Here is a 17,422-nt window from a genome sequence, read left to right as displayed (position 1 = left end):
CATACTGCTGAGGCGGCCAAGGCAGGGAAGTTCCATTTTCATTAGTACTTCTACTCCGTGCACCAAGTTGTGACGGCTGGTATATTGCACTGCAACAAGGACGGGGCCCCCAGCATGCTTTATCAGATCTACGAGGCGCAACGCTCGCTCATGGAGCCGTTCGCGGACTTCGCCCAAGCGGCCTCCAAGCTTTACAGCAACCCGCTCTCGCCTTTCGGCCAGGGCCCGTTCGCGCAGCGGGTCTCCGCGGGCTACGACTTGCTCTATCGCCTGGGCAAGGACTACGAGAAGCCGGAGTTCGGCATCAAGACCATCGCGATCGAGGGCGTCGAGGTGGCGATCCACGAACGGGTGGAGCTGGACAAGCCATTCTGCGAACTGCGGCGGTTCAAGCGATTCTCGGACGATTCTGACGTGCTCACCCGGCTGAAGGGCCAGCCCGCGGTCCTGATCGTCGCGCCGCTCTCCGGCCACTACGCGACCCTGCTGCGCGACACGGTGCGCAGCATGCTGCACGATCACAAGGTCTACGTCACCGACTGGAAGAACGCCCGCACCGTGCCGATGGAGCAGGGTGCGTTCCACCTCGACGACTACGTCAACTACGTCGAGGAGTTCATCCGCCACCTGCAGGGCGAATACGGCAACTGCCACGTCATCAGCGTCTGCCAGCCCACCGTGCCGGTGCTGGCGGCCGTGGCGCTCATGGCGTCGCGCGGCGAGACGACACCGCTCACCATGACGATGATGGGCGGGCCGATCGACGCCCGCAAATCGCCCACGGCGGTGAACAACCTCGCCATGAACAAGAGTTTCGAGTGGTTCGAGAACAACGTGATCTATCGTGTTCCGACCAACTTCCCGGGTTCGGGCCGCCGTGTGTACCCCGGCTTCCTGCAGCATTCGGGCTTCGTGGCGATGAACCCCGACCGCCACATGTCGAGCCACTATGACTACTTCAAGCACCTGATCGCCGGCGACGACACCAGCGCCGAGGCGCACCGGCAGTTCTACGACGAGTACAACGCCGTGCTCGACATGGATGCCGACTACTACCTGGAGACCATCCGGGTGGTGTTCCAGGAGTTCGCCCTGGTCAACGGCACCTGGGATGTCCGCAACGAGCAAGGCCAATTCGAGCGCGTGCGGCCGCAGGACATCAAGACCACCGCGCACTTCACCATCGAAGGCGAGCTCGACGACATCTCCGGATCGGGGCAGACCGAAGCCGCCCACGCGCTGTGCACCGGCGTGCCCAAGACGCGGCAGAAGCACCTCGAAGTGAAGGGCGCGGGCCACTACGGCATCTTCAGCGGCCGCCGCTGGCGCGATTCCGTGTACCCGCAGGTGCGCGACTTCATCCTGCAGTTCAACGACGGCAAAGCCGGCGCCTCGAGCAAGCCCGCGGCGAGGCCAGCGAAGGCGCCCGCGAAGGCCCCGGCCAGGAGCGCCCGGCGCAAGTGAACCTGGCGGCCGCCCTTCACGCCGCCCTGCCCCAGACCCAGTGCACGCGGTGCGGCTACCCGGACTGCGCGGCCTATGCGCAGGCCATGGCCGAGGGTGCGGCGGACATCAATCAATGTCCGCCCGGCGGCGCCGAGGGCATCGCCAGGCTGGCGCGGCTCACCGGCCGCCCGGTCCTCCCGCTGAATCCGGCCAACGGCCGGGAAGGCCCGCGCGGCGTCGCCGTCATCGACGAAAACTGGTGCATCGGCTGCACGCTTTGCCTGGACGCATGCCCGACGGACGCCATCCTGGGCGCCAACAAGCGCATGCACACCGTGATCGAGCCCTACTGCACCGGCTGCGAGCTGTGCCTGCCCGTGTGCCCGGTGGATTGCATCTCCATGGAGAACGTCACTGGTGAGCGCACGGGCTGGCAAGCCTGGGCGCAGCCGCTGGCGGATGAAGCCTTGGCCCGCTACCAGGCCCATGGGGCCCGGCGCGAACGGGCCGCCGCCGAAAACTCGGAACGCCTGGAACGCAAGGCCGAAGCCAAACTCGCCGACCTGCCCGCGCACACCCATGATGCCGAGGGTGGGGAACTGGCCCGCAAGCGCGCGGTGATCGAGCAGGCACTGGCTCGCGCCCGGGCCAGGCGCAGCGGCACACCCTGAGCAAGGACGTTCCTTTCTAACGCGACGGGCAGGAGCCGAACGCCGGCGCGACTGCGGCGCCCCTTTGCATGTTGAAAGGCCCAAGGAAGGGGCGGCCATTTTCGTCGAGCACCGTGGCAGTGACGCGCGCACTCTCGCCCTGGTGCTCACTGAACTGCAGCTGCAGCGTCGCCGGCACGACCGTGCTGGCGGGGCCGATGGTCGTGGTCAGCGTCCCGCTGAGTGAGGCGCCGCCGTTGGCGTCGAGCTCCCAATCGCCTTCGCGCCGGAAGATGCGGCAATCGGTCGCGAGCTCGACCCGATCTTCCCGCACGACGAGGTCCACCGCACCGCATTGCGGCGCGCAGTTGCCTGGCGCGGCGGATGCAATCGCACCTTGCAACGATTTGCCGCTGTAAACCCCGCTCACGGGGCCGGTCCCGGTCCCTCCACCGCCCGGACCGCAGGCCGCCAGCAGCAAGCAGAGGCCAAGCGCCGCGAAGACCCGGCGGGCCCCGCCGTCAAGAATCTTGTTCGTCATTCTTTTCCGCATAGAAATAAGCTCCGAAGCGCGCCCGGTGCACGCGTTGGTCGGCTGGCGCCTTGGCCTGGTCTTCGTCGAAGCGCACCTGTGCCTCGCGCATCACGGTCCGGAAGGCCTGGCGCCAGATCCTGGTACTCAGCGCATGGAGGTGCTGCGCCGATTCGGCGGTGAGCTGGTCCACATAGACCGACTGCTCCAGGAAGTTCTGCTCTCCGCTGACGTTGAGCGCGGCGGCGGCGATGTGGTCGTGCAGGTTGTCGCGCAGCAGCGCCATGCCTTCGTCGAAGCCTTCGCGCGGCACGAAACCCGGTTCGAGCAGCCGCACCGTGCCCTCTTCCAGCTTGGCCATGCCCAGCCGCTCCAGTTCCGCGAGGATGGCGCGCGCCCGGATGTCACGGCTGGTGGCGGTCACCAGCGCATCGAAGCTGGGCGCGTCGCCATAACGCGGCAACGGGCGCGGCTGCCCCTCGTCGTCAACGTAGACCGGGTCGCTGAGCCAGCGCCCCACCACCTGGCCGGCCAGATTCAGCGGTTCGTCCGCCGCTTCGTCGGGTACTTCCACCCGCGCCAGCGTCCGCACGTCGCGGCGATGCACGCCCGACAGCAGGCTGACTGCGCTGTCCGTCTGCTTCTGCCCCGTGCGCTGCAGTTCCTCGCGCGCCGCTTCCAGGAACACCGTCTTCAGCGCCGCCACGAACGCCGGATAGGCCACGCCATTGCGCAGCAGCAGCGCGGCCACCGGCTTCAGCAGGCGCAGCACGGCATTCAGGACGATGGCGGAGCGGGTTGCCATGGATGAGTCGTTGCGATCGTAGCGTGCGAAATTTGCGCGAGGCCGTTGACCGATCAATATTTGTGGAATATTATCCCACAAAATCGACAACGAGAAAACCTGGATGAAGCGCACTTTTTCATTTGCCCGTGCTGGGCAGGGGCGGCGGAGGCGGGGGCACGCCCGCGCCGCCGCCCCGGCTTTCTTCCAGGACTCCTTCTGAAACCCAGGCAGGCGCCCGTGAATCTGCCGCCCCATTCTTTGAGAGGACTTCCCATGCAAACACTGATCCGCGCTTCATGCCTTGCCTTCACCGTCCTGTTGACCGCCTGCGGCGGCGGTGGGGGCGACCCCTTCGCGGAGACGGTCAAGCTGCACACCGGCCAGCCGAAAACGATCGACGGCGGCCAGCTCACGCTGACCATGACCAAGTTCATCGACAGCCGCTGTCCGAAGACGGTGACCTGCATCACGGCGGGCTCGTCCGTCATCGACGTCACGCTGGCACAGCAAGGCGCAACACCGGTGAGCGTGCAGATGACGCTGAGTGGAGCCACCGGAACGGCGTTGCCCGTCTACACGTACGGGCCTTACCGAATCGAATACACGGACATGACGCCCTACCCGGACAGCCCGGTGCTGTCGATCACGGACTCGGAAGCCACGCTGGTCGTGCGGCGCGACTAGTCCGCCGTCGGACAAGAACAAACGACTCAGGAGAAACTCGATGAAGCAATCCCAGGAAGCGTCGCGCCGCTGGCGCATGGCAGGCATTGCCGCCATGGCGCTCTCACTCGGCGCTTGCGGTGGTGGCGGTGACGCGCCGGCGCTGGCAGCAGCTCCTGCCCCAGCGCCAGCTCCGTCGCCGGCGCCGGCTCCGGCTCCGGCCCCAGCTCCGGCCCCGGCACCCGCTCCGGCTCCCGCTCCCGCGCCGGCGCTTTCACCCAGCGCCCTCACGAGTGCACAGAGCGGCGACCTGGTGACGTACTTCAAGGCCAAGCTCCAGGACCGGTCCGTCCAGGGCTACTCGCTGCCAGGCACAGGAGCCGTCTTCAGCGCCAGTCCGGGGACGTCCGCACCTCCCGCTTTGTCCGGCACCACCATCCAGGAACAGGGCGTCGATGAGGACGACCTGATCAAGTCCGACGACCGGGCGATCTACGCGCTGCACGCAAGCTACACGGCGAACGGCGCCACCGTGCCGGCGCGCCTGACGACGCATGCCCGCAAGGGCGATGGCACGCTGGGCCCCGCCATCACGATGAATCTCTCATCGGACTTCGCGCTGCAGGGCATGTACGTGGCCCCCGGCGCCTCGCGCCTCGCGGTGCTGAGCCGCAAGCCGGTCTACGACGCGGTCGCGTTCAGCGTACAGCCGGTCACGCTGGCCCTGATGCCCAGCCCGACCGGATCCGAGCGCCGCGTCGGCCTCGACTTGTTCACGACGGCCGCCGACGGCGGGCTCTCGGCGCCGCGGACCGTGGAGATCGACGGCGTGCTGGTTGGCAGCCGCATGATCGGCAACGTGCTGTACGTGGTGACGACGTTCGCACCCGACATCGCACGCTACGCCCTCCCCGCGAACGCCTCGCGCGAGCAGGTGGACGCCAAGCTGGCGCCCCTGACGGAGGCGGAGCTGCTGCCCCAGGTGCGCGTGGACGGCGGCGCCGCGCAACCCCTGGTGAACGCCGGCGACTGCCTGATCCAGCCCGCCAACAAGTCGCTGCACCTGCAGCTCACCACGATCACCGCTTTCGACCTGGGAACGAACGGCACGCCGCGCGCCAGCCGCTGCTTCGTGGGCGGTGTCGAGACGCTCTACATGTCCCCCACCAATGTCTACCTGGCCAGCTCGCGCACCTACTACACCACCGCGGACGCGACTCGGGCCATCTTCCCGCCGGGTTCCCGCACCGACGTCCACAAGTTCGCCCTGCAAGGCACCAGCGTCACTTATCGCGCATCGGGCGAACTCGCCGGTCACCTCGGCTGGGATGCCGAGAAACGGCCCTATCGCCTGAGCGAATTCAATGGTGACCTCCGCGTCCTGAGCTTCACCGGCGACCAGGGCTGGTTCGGCCCGATCGGCGCGGCGTCACAGCCGACGGCCGCCTCGCCCGCGACCCTCACCGTTCTGCGCGAAAACGCGAGTGACAGGAGCCTGCAGGTGGTCTCCACCCTGCCCAATGCCCAGCGCCCGGCGGCACTCGGCCGGCCCGGCGAGCAGGTCTATGCCGTGCACTTCGCGGGACCGCAGGCCTATGTGGTGACCTTCAGGCGCGTCGACCCGCTCTACGTCCTCGACCTGTCCAACCCCGCCGACCCACGCGCGGTGGGCGAGCTGGAGGTGCCAGGCTACTCCGACTACCTGTACCCGCTCGCCAACGGCAAGTTGCTGGGGATCGGCCGGGAAGCGACGGCGGAAGGGCGGGTCACGGGCCTCCAGGTGTCGCTGTTCGATGTGAGCACGCCGTCCACGCCTCGCCTGCTCACCAGCCGCAAGCTCGGCGAAGCCGGCAGCAGCAGTGCGCTCGACCATTCGCGCCACGGAATCAACCTGCTCACGCAAGGCCACGAGGTCCGCGTCGCGCTGCCCGTTCGCCTCACCGATACCAGCTTCCGTACGAGTGCGCAGGGCCTGGCCCGCTTCACGATCGACACGGCCGCCGGCACGCTGGTGCAACGCCCACTGGCCGTCGCGACCTGGTTCGATGCGGCAACCTTCGGATCGACGTACGTCCCGTTGTCCGAACTGGCCGGCGAGCGCAGCCTGCAGTCGGGCACCGGCGCCTACTACCTCTCCGGCGGCGCAGTCAGGTATGTCCCCTGAGCGGAGGGTCTTCGACGCGTTGGGCCTAGCCCAGCGCGTCGTTCACCTGCTCGTTGAATTCGGCCTGGGTCATGGCCGTGCCGATCTCGCGGGGCAAGGCATCCCGGGCGGAAAAGACACCCAGGATCCTGGAACCAGAGACCACCGGGAGATGCCGGAAGCCGCGTTCGAGCATGATCAGCACGGCGTCCGCCACTTTGGTTTCGGGCGGCACGCACATGGGGTTTGCGGTCATGACTTCCGCCAGGTGCGTCTTCTGGGGATCGAGCGCCTTGGCCAGCACCCGGGTCATCAAGTCACGCTCGGTGACGATCCCCAGTAGCTTGTCGGGCGGCTCCAGCACCAGCACGCTGCCGCAGTTGGCCCGCGTCATGACGCAGGCGGCCTCCCAGACGGTGGCCTGAGCCCCCAGGCTGATCACGTGCTTCTTGGGCATGGATTGGAAGACGGTGCGCTCAGCCATGGCGAACTCCTTGGGGGGCCTGTCAACGCAATGATGCGTTGATCTTGTCCAAAGCCGCAAGCCCCGGGCACAAATCGGCGACTTCCAGGGCGTTCAGGGCCCGACCGCTCGTATTCATCGCGGTGTGCAAGTCGGTTGCCAGCGGGTCCACATACAACAGGCCCGTGAGGACTTCGCCGCGCTGCTGGTGGGCTTGCATGTACGCCATCGCGCCGTAGCGGTCGGTCGCGTCGTACTCCGGGTGCAGGCTGCGCAGGCGCAGCAGCGAACCGTCGTGCTGGCGGACGTCGACCACTTCGCCGGGCGCGATCTCGGCCGTGATCTCGCTGCGTTCGGTGATGAAGTCGATCCGGCTGACGGCTTCGTTGTGCTCGCGCACGTAGTCGTAGCTTTTCGTGCTGCCCGGGTGATTGTTGAAAGCCACGCAAGGGCTGATGACGTCGATGAACGCCGCCCCGCCGTGCGCCATCGCGCCCTTGATCAGGGGCACCAGTTGCTGCTTGTTGCCGGAGAAGCCGCGGCCCACGTAGGTGGCGCCCAGCTGCAGGGCCATCGCGACCAGGTCGACCGGGCTGTCGCTGTTGATCACGCCCTTCTTGCTTTTGGAGCCGCTGTCGGCGGTGGCCGAGAACTGGCCCTTGGTCAGCCCATAAACGCCATTGTTCTCCACGATGTAGGCCATGCGCACGCCGCGCCGCATGGCGTGGGCGAACTGGCCCAAGCCGATGGACGCGGAGTCGCCGTCGCCGGAAACACCGAGGTACAACAGATCGCGGTTGGCCAGGTTGGCGCCGGTCAGCACCGACGGCATCCGGCCGTGCACTGTGTTGAAGCCGTGCGAAGCGCCCAGGAAGTAGTCCGGCGTCTTGGAGCTGCAGCCGATGCCCGACAGCTTGGCGACGCGGTGCGGCTCGATGTCCAGCTCCCAGCAAGCCTGGACGATGGCGGCCGAGATGGAGTCGTGCCCGCAGCCGGCGCACAGCGTCGACACCTTGCCTTCGTAGTCGCGCCGCGTGTACCCGACCTTGTTGGTCTCCAGCGAGGGGTGCCGCAGTTTGGGCTTGGCGATGTAGGTCATGCGACGTGTTCCCTGCTCTTTTGCACTTGCGCGGTGATGGCGGCCGTGATGAAGCGCGCCGTGATCGGCGTGCCGTCGTAGTGCAGCACTTTCACCAGCCGGGCCGGATCGATCTCGAGTTCGTTCACCAGCAGGCTGCGCATCTGGGCGTCGCGGTTCTGCTCGACGACGAACACTTTTTCATGGCGCGCGATGAAGTCGGCGACCGAAGCCGGGAACGGGAAGGCACGCAGCCGCATCGCGTTCACGTGAATGCCCTGCTCACCCAGCACATCCAGCGCCTCCTGCATCGAAGGGCTGGTCGAACCGAAGTAGATGACGCCCCAGGGCGTCTGGGTGTCCGCCTTGCGGAACACCGGCTGCGGCACCAGCGTGGCCGCCGTCTGGAACTTCCGCTGCAGGCGTTCCATGTTGTAGAGATAGTCCTGCCCGCGCTCGGAGTAGCGGGCATACGGATCGCGCGTCGTGCCACGGGTGAAGTAGGACCCCTTGGTCGCGTGGGTTCCCGGCAGCGTGCGCCATGGGATGCCGTCGCCGTCCACGTCCTTGTAGCGGCCGAAGTCCTTGCCCGCCTCGAGTTCCTCCGCGGTCATGACCTTGCCCCGGTCGAACGCAGCGTTGTCCTTCCAGACGAACGGCTGGCACAGGCGCTGGTTCATGCCGATGTCGAGATCGGTCATCAGGAACACCGGCGTCTGCAACCGGTCGGCCAGGTCCAGCGCCTGCGCCGCCTGCTCGAAGCATTCGTGCGGGTCTTCCGGGAACAGCAGCACGTGCTTGGTGTCTCCATGAGATGCATAGGCGCAGGAGAGGACGTCCGCCTGCTGCGTGCGGGTCGGCATCCCGGTGGAGGGGCCGCCCCGTTGCACGTTGATGATCGTGATGGGGATCTCGGCGAAGAAAGCCAGGCCGATGAACTCCGTCATCAGCGACACGCCGGGGCCGGAAGTGGCGGTGAAGGCGCGCGCGCCGTTCCAGCCCGCGCCCACCACCATGCCGATGGAAGCGATCTCGTCTTCCGCCTGCACGATCGCATAGCGGTTCTGGCCGGTCTCCGGGTCCACGCGGTATTTGCCGCAGTACTTCTGGAAGGCCTCGGCCACCGACGACGAAGGCGTGATCGGGTACCAGGCGGCGACGGTGGCCCCGCCATAGACGCAGCCCAGCGCCGCGGCCGCATTGCCGTCGACGAAGATCTGGTCGCCAACCCTGTCCGCGCGCCGCACGCGGATGCCCAGCGGCCACTGCAGGTGCTCCTGCGCAAACTCGCGGCCCAGCTGCAGCGCCTGCACGTTGGACGCCAGCAGCTTCTCCTTGCCCTTGTACTGCTCGCCGAACAGCTTCTCGATCACGGCCGGGTCGATCTCCAGCAGGACCGACAAGGCGCCCACGTAGACGATGTTCTTGAACAGCTGGCGCTGCCGCGGGTCCGAATACACCGCGTTGCAGATCTCCGTCAGCGGCATCCCGATCACATGCACGTCCTGCCGGAACTTGGCCGGCGGCAACGGGCGCGTGCTGTCGTAGAACAGGTAGCCGCCGGGCGCGATCTCCGCCACGTCCGCATCCCAGGTCTGCGGGTTCATGGCCACCATCATGTCGACGCCGCCGCGGCGCCCCAGGTAGCCCTTCTCGTTGACGCGGACTTCGTACCAGGTCGGCAGGCCCTGGATGTTGCTGGGGAAGATGTTGCGGGGGCTGACCGGCACCCCCATGCGCAGGATCGCCTTGGCGAACAGCTCGTTGGCCGAGGCCGAGCCCGAGCCGTTGACGTTGGCGAACTTGACGACGAAGTCGTTGACGGCCTCGATGCGGTTCACAGCGCGGCCTCCTTCACGGGCATCCTGCGCGCCGGCGCCTTGTCGTGGCAGGCATTGCCGGCTTTCGCCGTATTCAGCAGGAACTTCTGCATGTCCCACGCGCCGGTGGGGCAGCGCTCGGCGCACAGGCCGCAATGCAGGCAGACGTCTTCGTCCTTCACCATGACGCGGCCGGTCTTCAAGCCGCCCGCCACGTACAGGTCCTGCGCGAGATTCAGCGCCGGAGCCTGCAAGCGCTTGCGCAACTCCGGTTCCTCGCCATCGGCCGTGAAGGTGATGCAGTCCATCGGGCAGATGTCCACGCAGGCGTCGCACTCGATGCAGGCCGTGTGGTTGAACACCGTCTGCACGTCGCAGTTGAGGCAGCGCTGCGCCTCCTTGAAGGCGGTCGCTGCGTCGAATCCCAACTCCACTTCGACCTTGATGCTGGCCAGCGCGATCTCCGCCTTGGCCCACGGCACCTTGTAGCGCAGGTCGTTCGACGTGTCGTTGTCGTAGCTCCACTCGTGGATGCCCATCTTCTGCGACATCAGGTTCACGATCGGCCCCGGCCGCGCGGCGGGGTTCCCGCCATTCAGCAGGAGGTCGATCGACACCGCGGCTTCATGGCCATGGGCAACGGCCGTGATGATGTTCTTGGGCCCGAACGCGGAGTCACCTCCGAAGAAGACGTTCTCCACCGTGGACTGGAAGGTCTCGGGCCGCAGCACCGGCAGCCCCCACTTGTCGAAGGCAATCCCGCTGTCGCGTTCGATCCAGGGGAAGGCGTTCTCCTGGCCGACGGCGATCAGCACTTCGTCGCACTCCACGAACACTTCGGGTTCGCCGGTGGACACCAGGCTGCGCTTGCCCTGCGCGTCGTACTCCGCCCGCACGACGTCGAAGGTCATGCCCTTGAGCTGGCCCCCCTCGTGGATGAAGGCCTTCGGCACATGGAAGTTGAGGAACGGGATGCCTTCGTGCATGGCATCTTCCTTCTCCCAGGGCGATGCCTTCATCTCGTCGAAGCCGCTGCGCACGATGACTTTCACATCGGTGCCGCCCAGGCGCCGCGCCGAGCGGCAGCAGTCCATCGCCGTGTTGCCGCCACCCAGCACGATGACCCGCTGGCCGATGGAAGTGATGTGGCCGAACGACACCGATGCCAACCAGTCGATGCCGATGTGGATTTTCGCGGCCGCCTCTTCCCGGCCCGGAATCTCCAGGTTGCGCCCGCGCGGCGCGCCGCAGCCCACGAAGATGGCGTCGTAGCCCTCGGCCATCAACGCCTTCATCGACTCGATGCGCTGGCCGGCCACGAACTTCACGCCCAGGTCCAGGATGTAGCCCGTTTCCTCCTCGATCACCGTCTCCGGCAGCCGGAAGCGCGGGATCTGGCTCCACATGAAACCGCCGGGCCGCGCCTCGCCGTCGAACACCGTGACCTGGTAACCCAGCGGCGCGAGATCGCGCGCCACCGTCAGCGAGGCCGGCCCCGCCCCGATGCAGGCGATCCGCCGGCCATTGCTCGGCGCGACGGAGGGCATGCGATTGCGCACGTCTTCCTTGTTGTCGGCCGCGACGCGCTTCAACCGGCAGATGGCCACCGGTTCCGGATCCGCGCCATTGTTCTCCTCGACGCGGCCGCGCCGGCAGGCCGGCTCGCAGGGCCTGTCGCACGTTCGCCCCAGGATGCCCGGGAAGACGTTCGACACCCAGTTGACCATGTAGGCGTCGCCGTAGCGGCCCTGCGCGATCAATCGGATGTATTCGGGAACCGGGGTGTGCGCGGGGCAGGCCCACTGGCAATCCACGACCTTGTGAAAGTAGGCCGGGTTGGCAATATCCGTCGACTGCAAAGCTGGTCTCCTTGCCTGGCCCGCTGGCCACGGGAAAATCCGGGCGCCGGGTCTGTGGGACGGTAGTCCCCGAACCAGTCTAAGCCGGGCTTGGCAAGCAAGGCTCTCCGTGGAATCCCGCACAGCGTCAGTTTCACGTCAGCGCCGCGCTCGGTGACAACCTGTTACGCTGATGCCGTACGAGGAGATTCCCCAGTGACGACCCAGAGGTTCCTGCCCCAGTCCAAGGGCGACGGCCCCATCCTGCGTCCGGCGCGCCGGCTGATGGACCGGTTGACGTATCCGCAGAAATTCCTGCTGATCTTTCTGCTGTTCGCACTGCCGCTGGGACTCACTCTCTACTTGCTGGTGGGCGAGATCAACAACTCGGTGCGCTTCGCCCGCAAGGAAATCGCGGGAGCGCACTACCTGCGGCCCCTGCGCGCGCTGCAGGAGGAGGTCGCCCGCAGCCGCCTCGCCGCTTCGGCTTACGCGGCCGGCAAGTCCGAGGAGCGGCCGGAACTGATCCGCCTGCAGGCGGCGATCCAGGGGGCCGTCACCAGGCTCGACACGGTGGAGCAGCGCTTCGGGCGTGAACTGGAGTCGGCCGCCAAGCTGGCCGTCGTGAAGGAGAACGCCCGCTTCCTGGCATTGCGCGTGGCGCTGCTGCCGGTGGAGAAGACGGACGTGCTGCACGCCAAGCTGCAGGACGACATCCTGGCGCTGACGGCGCACGTGGGGGACAGCTCGAACCTGATCCTCGATCCGGATCTCGATTCCTATTACCTGATGGAAGCCGTGCTGTTGAAGCTGCCCGACGCGGCGGACCTGCTGCTGCAGGCCCGACTGCTGACGCAGAAGCATGCCTTCCGCCCCGATTCCAGCGGGATCGACCTCATCCGCCTGGCCGGACTCATCGAATCGAACCTGGCCCGCACGCGCTACGGCGCGGAGACGGCTTTCGTCCAGGAGAAGACCGGCGGGCTCAAGCTGCGGCTGGCCCAGGCCGTGCAAGCCTATGACGCCGCGATGAGCGACGCGGTCGCCGCGTTGCGCGGCCTCGCCGCCTCGCCGACCTCCAACAACCTGGCGCTCGCCGACCAGCAGCTGGCCCGCGCGCAGGCGGCGAACTACGCCGTCACGGAAAGGGAATCGGCCGAACTCGAGACGCTGCTGCGCCAGCGGATCGTGGGTTTCGAGAACCGCATGTACGCCGTCATGGCCTTCGTCGCCGCGGTCCTCGCCGTCGTGCTCTACCTGCTCATGGCCTTCTACGCGGGCGTGATGCGCACGGTGTCGCTGCTGCGCGATGCGTCCGAGCGCATGCTGGGCCAGCACGAAGGCGAGGCGGTCAGCATCGAAACCCGGGACGAGATGGGCGACGTGGTGCTGGCGTTCAACCGGGTGGCTGTTCGCCTGCGCGAGGAAAAGCTGCAGGCCGAAAGCGAAAGCGTGCGCGCGCGCACGGCGGAAGAGGAAGTGCGGGCCCGGGAATCCGAACTCGTGCGCGCCCGCGAGGCCGCCGAGGAGGCGGTGCGTGCCAAGGCCGCCTTCCTGGCGACCATGAGCCATGAGATCCGGACGCCGCTCAACGGCGTGGTCGGCATGACCGCCCTGCTGGCGGAGACCTCGCTGGACGCGGAACAGCGCGACTTCCTGCAGACGATCCGGCTCTCCAGCGACCAGCTGCTCGCGGTCATCAACGACATCCTGGACTTCTCCAAGATCGAATCCGGCAAGTTCGACCTGGAACGCGAGGCCCTCAGCGTGCGCAACGTGCTGGAGGACGCGTGCGACATCGCCGCGCCCCGCGCGCGCGAGAAAGGCATCGAGCTGATCATCGATGTGCCGGACGTCGCCTCGGGCGGCCCGCCGGCCGCGGTGCTGGGCGACGTGACGCGGCTGCGCCAGGTCATCATCAACCTGGTGAACAACGCCGTGAAGTTCACCGAGAAGGGCGAGGTCTCGGTCCATGCGAGGCTGGCGGCGCCGCCCGACGAGAACGGTGAAGCCCTGCTGGAGTTCAACATCCAGGACACCGGCATCGGCATCCCGGCCGACCGGGTCGACGCCCTGTTCGAAGCTTTCACGCAGGTGGATGCCTCGACCACCCGCAAGTACGGCGGCACCGGCCTGGGCCTGGCCATCTGCAAGCGGCTGGTGGAGCTGATGGGCGGGGAGATCCGCGTCCGCAGCGAACTCGGCAAAGGCTCGGTCTTCAGCTTCACCGTCCGCGCGCCGCTGGCGGAACTGCCGCCGGCCATCGCGCCCCTGGACGCGGCGTCGCTGCACGGCCAGCGTGCGCTGGTGGTCGACGACCACCCGGTGAACGTGCGGGTGCTCACGCGCCAGTTGCGCCAATGGGGCATGCTGGTGGCGAGCGCCACCTCGGGTGCGATCGCGCTGGAAATGCTGGCGCAGAACGAACCGCCCGACGTCGTCATCACCGACATGCACATGCCGGGCATGGACGGCGTCGAGCTGGCCCGGAACATCCGCGAGCAGGCCTGGGGCGCCAAGCTGCCGCTGGTGCTCTTGAGTTCCGGTTTCCTGCCCGGCCTGTCGGTGGGCAGCTCGCTGTTCAACGTGCGCCTTCTGAAGCCGGCGCGGCAGAACCAGTTGTTCGACGCCCTGGCCCGCTGCCTGTCCGGCGCGCCGGTGGAAAAACCGGTCGCGGAAAAGGCGGACGTGCGCAATGGCATCCGGATCCTGATCGCCGACGACAACGCGGTGAACGTCAAGGTAGCGGCGGCGATCCTGGCGAGGCTCGGCTACGACACGGCCAGCGCTGTCGACGGCCGCGAGGCCGTCGAGGCAACGGCCGCCGCGGTTCGGTCGGGCCAACCTTTCGGCGCGGTGCTGATGGACCTGCACATGCCCAACATGGACGGCCTGGAAGCGACGGCCCAGATCCAGCGCCTGCTCGGTGCGTCGGCGCCGCCGATCATCGCGCTCACGGCGGATGCCTCCAGCGAGGACCGCGACCGCTGCACCGCGGCCGGCATGAACGACTACCTGACCAAGCCGTTGCAGGTGGCGCAATTGACCCAGGCGCTGCTGCGCTGGACCACGGTGGGGGGAACAACAACCGCCATTCCGGTACCGGTCGAGCCGGCAGCGGTCTTGGCAACGCCGCCGGAGGGCTGGATCGACGAGACGCGGCTGGCCGAGTTGAAGGAGTTCGATCCCGAGCTGAGCGTCATCCGCGATGCCATCGGCCTGCTGATCGAACAGGCACCCGCGCACATCGCCGCGATGCAGTACGCCAAGGCGCAGGAAAACATGGCGATGCTCGCCAAGGAAGCGCATGCGTTGAAGGGATCCGCGGCCAACGTCGGCGCATCGGCCTTGTCGGAGATGGCGGGCCGTGCCGAGCGCGGCGCCCACGAACTACTGGACACCATGCCGGCTTGCTGGGAAGCGACGCGCGCCGCGCTGGAGTCGTGGCTGGTGCGTTCTACCGCGGGTTAGCGGCGAGGGACGCGAAGGCCCGCACCACGTCGGGCGGCGCCTGCACGAGTTCGATCAGCACGCCTTCGCCACCCACGGGGAATTCTTCGCTTCCCTTGGGATGCACGAAGCAGATGTCGAAGCCGGCGGCGCCAGTGCGGATGCCGCCGGGCGCGAAACGCAGGCCCTGCTCGCCCAGCCACTTCACCGCGGCGGGCAGGTCGTCGATCCACAGGCCCACGTGGTTCAACGGCGTCGTGTGCACGGCGGGCTTCTTCTCCGGGTCCAGCGGCTGCATCAGGTCGACTTCGACCTTGAAGGGGCCGCTGCCGATCGCGCAGATGTCCTCGTCCACGTTCTCGCGCTCGCTCTTGAACGTGCCGGTGACCTCCAGGCCGAACAGGTCGATCCAGAGTTTCTGCAGTTTCAGCTTGTCCGGGCCTCCGATGGCAATCTGCTGGATGCCCAGCACCTTGAACGGCCGTGCGGCGCTCATCATTCGAACTCCACGATCGGTTGATCCACGGCCAGCGACTCGCCTTTCGCCGCCAGCACCTTGCCCACGACGCCGTCGGCCGCGGCGAACAGCACGTTCTCCATCTTCATGGCCTCGATGACCGCGAGCCGCTCGCCTGCCTGCACCTTCTGGCCCGGCTGCACGGCGACGTCCACCAGAAGGCCCGGCATGGGCGACAGCAGGAACCGGCTCATGTCCGGCGGCGCCTTGTAGGGCATCAGCTGGTGCAGTTCGGCCGTTCGGGGCGTCAGCACCATGGCGTCGAGCCGCGCGCCGTTGTGCGTGATTCGCAGCGCCAGCGGATTCTTGGCGACGCCGCGCTCCACCTGCGCGGTGAACGCCTTTCCGTCGACCGTGCCGCGGATGCGGGCGCCGCCCAGGTGCCAGTTGCTGCAAAAACCATAGCGCTTGCCGTTGGTCTCGACGACGCTGGAGCCGGACTGCGCCTGGAAATCCGTCACTTTCACGGGCTGGCTCTGGCGCGCGCCTTCGGCGCCGAGCGCAACGACGACAAACTCCTCGCCGACCTTGAACTCGTGGCCACGCATCTGGCCGCTCACGCCGGCGGAACGCTGCAATGCGCGTCGATTGATGAAGCCGGCCAGGGCAGCCAGGAAATCCGGATCGTCATGAACGACATCGCTCGCCTGGAAGCCCTTGGCGTAGTGTTCGGCGATGAAGCCGGTGTTGAAGTCGCCCGAGATGAACTTCGGGTGCGCCAGCAGGGCCGCCTGGAACGGGATGTTGCTCGACACGCCGCGGATCACGAAACCGTTGAGCGCTTCGCGCATCTTCGCGATGGCATCGTTGCGGTCGGTGCCGTGCACGATGAGTTTGGCGATCATCGAGTCGTAAAACATCGGGATCTCGCCGCCCTCGCCCACGCCCGTGTCAATGCGCACGCCTTGCAGGTGCTCGGTGTCGGACGCCCACATGCTGGCCTTGGGCGGCTGGAAGCGCACCAGGCGGCCGGTGGAGGGCAGGAAGCCGCGGAAAGGGTCTTCCGCGTTGATGCGGCACTCGATGGCCCAGCCGTCGCGCTTCACGTCGGCTTGCGTCAGGGGCAGCTTCTCACCGGCCGCGACGCGAATCATCAGCTCCACCAGGTCGAGGCCGGTGATGCACTCGGTCACCGGGTGCTCGACCTGCAGGCGCGTGTTCATCTCCAGGAAGTAGAAGCTCTGGTCCTTGCCGACCACGAACTCCACGGTGCCCGCGCTTTCATAGCGCACGGCCTTGGCGAGCGCTACCGCTTGCTCCCCCATCGCCTTGCGAGTGGCTTCGCTGATGAAGGGCGACGGCGCTTCCTCGATCACCTTCTGGTGGCGCCGCTGGATCGAGCACTCGCGCTCATTCAGGTAGATGCAGTTGCCCTGGGAGTCGCCCAGCACCTGGATCTCGATGTGGCGCGGCTCCTCCACGAACTTCTCGATGAAGACGCGGTCATCGCCAAAGCTGTTGCGCGCCTCGTTGCGGCACGAGGTGAAGCCTTCGAAAGCCTCCTTGTCGTTGAAGGCCACGCGCAGGCCCTTGCCACCGCCACCGGCGGACGCCTTGATCATCACCGGATAGCCGATGTCCCTGGCGATGGACACGGCCTGCTCCGCCGTCTCGATCGCTTCGTTCCAGCCTGGAATCGTGTTGACCTTCGCCTCGTTGGCCAATTTCTTGGAGGCGATCTTGTCGCCCATGGCCGCGATGGAATAGTGCTTGGGGCCGATGAAGGTGATGCCTTCCTCTTCGACACGCCTGGCGAAGCCCTCGTTCTCCGACAGGAAGCCGTAGCCGGGGTGCACAGCCTGCGCGCCGGTCTGCTTGCAGGCGGCGATGATCTTGTCGGCCGAGAGGTAGCTTTCCCGTGAGGGTGGCGCACCAATGTGCACTGCCTCGTCGGCAAGCGCCACGTGGCGCGCGTCGCGGTCGGCATCGGAATAGACGGCGACGGTCTTGATGCCCATCTTGCGGGCTGTGAGGATCACGCGGCAGGCGATCTCGCCGCGGTTGGCGATCAGGATTTTGGTGAACATGGTCATGT

The 17,422-nt window shown here is 67.1% G+C and carries 13 protein-coding genes; 5 read left to right on the top strand and 8 right to left on the bottom strand.

From position 1 onward, the window contains the following. The first annotated feature begins 114 nt into the window (after positions 1-114). Positions 115-1,464, top strand: coding sequence for a polyhydroxyalkanoate depolymerase (locus FN976_RS25475; protein WP_255440842.1), 1,350 nt, complete (start codon positions 115-117; stop codon positions 1,462-1,464). Next, a complete protein-coding gene (rsxB, locus tag FN976_RS25470; protein ID WP_255440841.1) occupies positions 1,461-2,117 on the top strand; it encodes an electron transport complex subunit RsxB in 657 nt (218 codons plus the stop codon). The genes FN976_RS25475 and rsxB overlap by 4 nt, the downstream gene beginning before the upstream one ends. A 16-nt stretch (positions 2,118-2,133) precedes the next feature. Here the strand turns inward: rsxB and FN976_RS25465 are convergent, their stop codons facing one another. Beyond that, the gene (locus FN976_RS25465) at positions 2,134-2,637 is read right to left on the bottom strand and encodes a hypothetical protein (RefSeq protein ID WP_145896243.1); all 504 of its coding nucleotides are present in this window, start codon (positions 2,635-2,637) and stop codon (positions 2,134-2,136) included. Beyond that, positions 2,618-3,433 carry a DUF6502 family protein gene (locus FN976_RS25460; RefSeq protein WP_145896241.1) on the bottom strand — a complete coding sequence of 272 codons (816 nt, stop codon included), beginning with the start codon at positions 3,431-3,433 and terminating at the stop codon, positions 2,618-2,620. The genes FN976_RS25465 and FN976_RS25460 overlap by 20 nt, the downstream gene beginning before the upstream one ends. 255 nt (positions 3,434-3,688) lie before the next feature. On the opposite strand from FN976_RS25460, the gene FN976_RS25455 reads away from it, so the two are divergent. Both FN976_RS25455 and FN976_RS25450 read left to right on the top strand, forming a co-directional pair. Further along, positions 3,689-4,099: a hypothetical protein gene (locus tag FN976_RS25455; protein ID WP_145896239.1), complete on the top strand. Its 411-nt coding sequence runs from the start codon at positions 3,689-3,691 to the stop codon at positions 4,097-4,099. Positions 4,100-4,139: 40 nt separating this feature from the next. Beyond that, the gene (locus tag FN976_RS25450) at positions 4,140-6,242 is read left to right on the top strand and encodes a beta-propeller domain-containing protein (RefSeq protein ID WP_145896237.1); all 2,103 of its coding nucleotides are present in this window, start codon (positions 4,140-4,142) and stop codon (positions 6,240-6,242) included. A 25-nt stretch (positions 6,243-6,267) separates the two neighbouring features. Here FN976_RS25450 and FN976_RS25445 read toward each other — a convergent pair whose 3' ends face one another. From FN976_RS25445 to FN976_RS25430, 4 genes are read right to left on the bottom strand one after another with little or no spacing between them, the layout of a single operon-like run. Beyond that, on the bottom strand, positions 6,268-6,705 hold the full coding sequence (locus FN976_RS25445; RefSeq protein ID WP_145896235.1) for a CBS domain-containing protein: 438 nt from the start codon (positions 6,703-6,705) through the stop codon (positions 6,268-6,270). A 22-nt stretch (positions 6,706-6,727) separates the two neighbouring features. After that, positions 6,728-7,783 carry a 2-oxoacid:ferredoxin oxidoreductase subunit beta gene (locus tag FN976_RS25440; RefSeq protein WP_145896233.1) on the bottom strand — a complete coding sequence of 352 codons (1,056 nt, stop codon included), beginning with the start codon at positions 7,781-7,783 and terminating at the stop codon, positions 6,728-6,730. Continuing rightward, positions 7,780-9,603, bottom strand: a complete 1,824-nt coding sequence (locus FN976_RS25435; protein ID WP_145896230.1) for a 2-oxoacid:acceptor oxidoreductase subunit alpha — start codon at positions 9,601-9,603, stop codon at positions 7,780-7,782. Before FN976_RS25435 ends, FN976_RS25440 begins: the two co-directional genes overlap by 4 nt. Next, the gene (locus tag FN976_RS25430; protein ID WP_145896228.1) at positions 9,600-11,441 is read right to left on the bottom strand and encodes an FAD-dependent oxidoreductase; all 1,842 of its coding nucleotides are present in this window, start codon (positions 11,439-11,441) and stop codon (positions 9,600-9,602) included. Before FN976_RS25430 ends, FN976_RS25435 begins: the two co-directional genes overlap by 4 nt. Positions 11,442-11,636: 195 nt before the next feature. Between FN976_RS25430 and FN976_RS25425 the strand changes: the two genes are divergently transcribed. After that, positions 11,637-14,891, top strand: a complete 3,255-nt coding sequence (locus tag FN976_RS25425) for a hybrid sensor histidine kinase/response regulator (protein ID WP_145896226.1) — start codon at positions 11,637-11,639, stop codon at positions 14,889-14,891. Here FN976_RS25425 and FN976_RS25420 read toward each other — a convergent pair. Further along, entirely contained in the window at positions 14,878-15,369 is a 492-nt protein-coding gene (locus tag FN976_RS25420; protein WP_145896224.1) for a VOC family protein, read from the bottom strand. The genes FN976_RS25425 and FN976_RS25420 overlap by 14 nt on opposite strands. Beyond that, a complete protein-coding gene (locus tag FN976_RS25415) occupies positions 15,366-17,414 on the bottom strand; it encodes an acetyl-CoA carboxylase biotin carboxylase subunit (protein WP_145896222.1) in 2,049 nt (682 codons plus the stop codon). The genes FN976_RS25420 and FN976_RS25415 overlap by 4 nt, the downstream gene beginning before the upstream one ends. Positions 17,415-17,422 lie beyond the last annotated feature (8 nt).

It is taken from the genome of Caenimonas sedimenti (assembly GCF_007833165.1).
Lineage (GTDB): Bacteria > Pseudomonadota > Gammaproteobacteria > Burkholderiales > Burkholderiaceae_C > Ramlibacter > Ramlibacter sedimenti.
Note: the sequence above shows the minus strand (reverse complement) of the source record. Positions and strands in the feature narration are given on the sequence as shown.

Excerpts from the sequence above, each read along its gene's own strand:
- FN976_RS25475 (WP_255440842.1), top strand. The coding sequence starts at position 115 with ATGCTTTATCAGATCTACGAGGCGCAACGCTCGCTCATGGAGCCGTTC.
- FN976_RS25465 (WP_145896243.1), bottom strand. The coding sequence starts at position 2,637 with ATGACGAACAAGATTCTTGACGGCGGGGCCCGCCGGGTCTTCGCGGCG.
- FN976_RS25460 (WP_145896241.1), bottom strand. The coding sequence starts at position 3,433 with ATGGCAACCCGCTCCGCCATCGTCCTGAATGCCGTGCTGCGCCTGCTG.
- FN976_RS25455 (WP_145896239.1), top strand. The coding sequence starts at position 3,689 with ATGCAAACACTGATCCGCGCTTCATGCCTTGCCTTCACCGTCCTGTTG.
- FN976_RS25450 (WP_145896237.1), top strand. The coding sequence starts at position 4,140 with ATGAAGCAATCCCAGGAAGCGTCGCGCCGCTGGCGCATGGCAGGCATT.
- FN976_RS25445 (WP_145896235.1), bottom strand. The coding sequence starts at position 6,705 with ATGGCTGAGCGCACCGTCTTCCAATCCATGCCCAAGAAGCACGTGATC.
- FN976_RS25440 (WP_145896233.1), bottom strand. The coding sequence starts at position 7,783 with ATGACCTACATCGCCAAGCCCAAACTGCGGCACCCCTCGCTGGAGACC.
- FN976_RS25420 (WP_145896224.1), bottom strand. The coding sequence starts at position 15,369 with ATGATGAGCGCCGCACGGCCGTTCAAGGTGCTGGGCATCCAGCAGATT.
- FN976_RS25415 (WP_145896222.1), bottom strand. The coding sequence starts at position 17,414 with ATGTTCACCAAAATCCTGATCGCCAACCGCGGCGAGATCGCCTGCCGC.